This window comes from Methylobacter svalbardensis (assembly GCF_037671525.1).
Lineage (GTDB): Bacteria > Pseudomonadota > Gammaproteobacteria > Methylococcales > Methylomonadaceae > Methylobacter_A > Methylobacter_A svalbardensis.
Genome location: NZ_JAWPOH010000216.1, coordinates 1 through 536, shown reverse-complemented (window position 1 = coordinate 536; position 536 = coordinate 1). Strand labels below are relative to the sequence as shown.

The 536-nt window shown below is 63.1% G+C and carries 1 protein-coding gene; it reads left to right on the top strand.

Annotated features, from left to right (window positions below; all coding sequences use genetic code 11):
- Positions 1 to 536, top strand: a 536-nt coding sequence (locus RW114_RS21180) for a cadherin-like domain-containing protein (protein ID WP_340124646.1), incomplete at both ends; no start/stop codon positions are given.

The following is a 536-nucleotide window of genomic DNA, read 5'->3' as shown; positions in this document are numbered from 1 at the left end:
GCCGCGAGCGCGCTGACCGGCAACGACAGCGATCCGGAAGGCGACACCTATAGCATCACCGGCTTCACCCAGACCAGCAACGGTACGCTGGCACAGAACCAGGACGGCAGCTTCACCTACACGCCCACTGCCAACTACAACGGCGGGGACAGCTTCACCTACACCATCACCGACAGTCAGGGTGCCACCGACACGGCGACGGTGACCATCAACGTGACCCCGGTCAACGACCCGCCGGTGGCTGTGAACGACATTTACGCGAACAACGACGCACTGACGACGGCGGAAGACACCCCGCTGACCATTGCCGCGAGCGCGCTGACCGGCAACGACAGCGATCCGGAAGGCGACACCTATAGCATCACCGGCTTCACCCAGACCAGCAACGGTACGCTGGCACAGAACCAGGACGGCAGCTTCACCTACACGCCCAATGCCAACTACAACGGCGGGGACAGCTTCACCTACACCATCACCGACAGTCAGGGTGCCACCGACACGGCGACGGTGACCATCAACGTGACCCCGGTCAACGA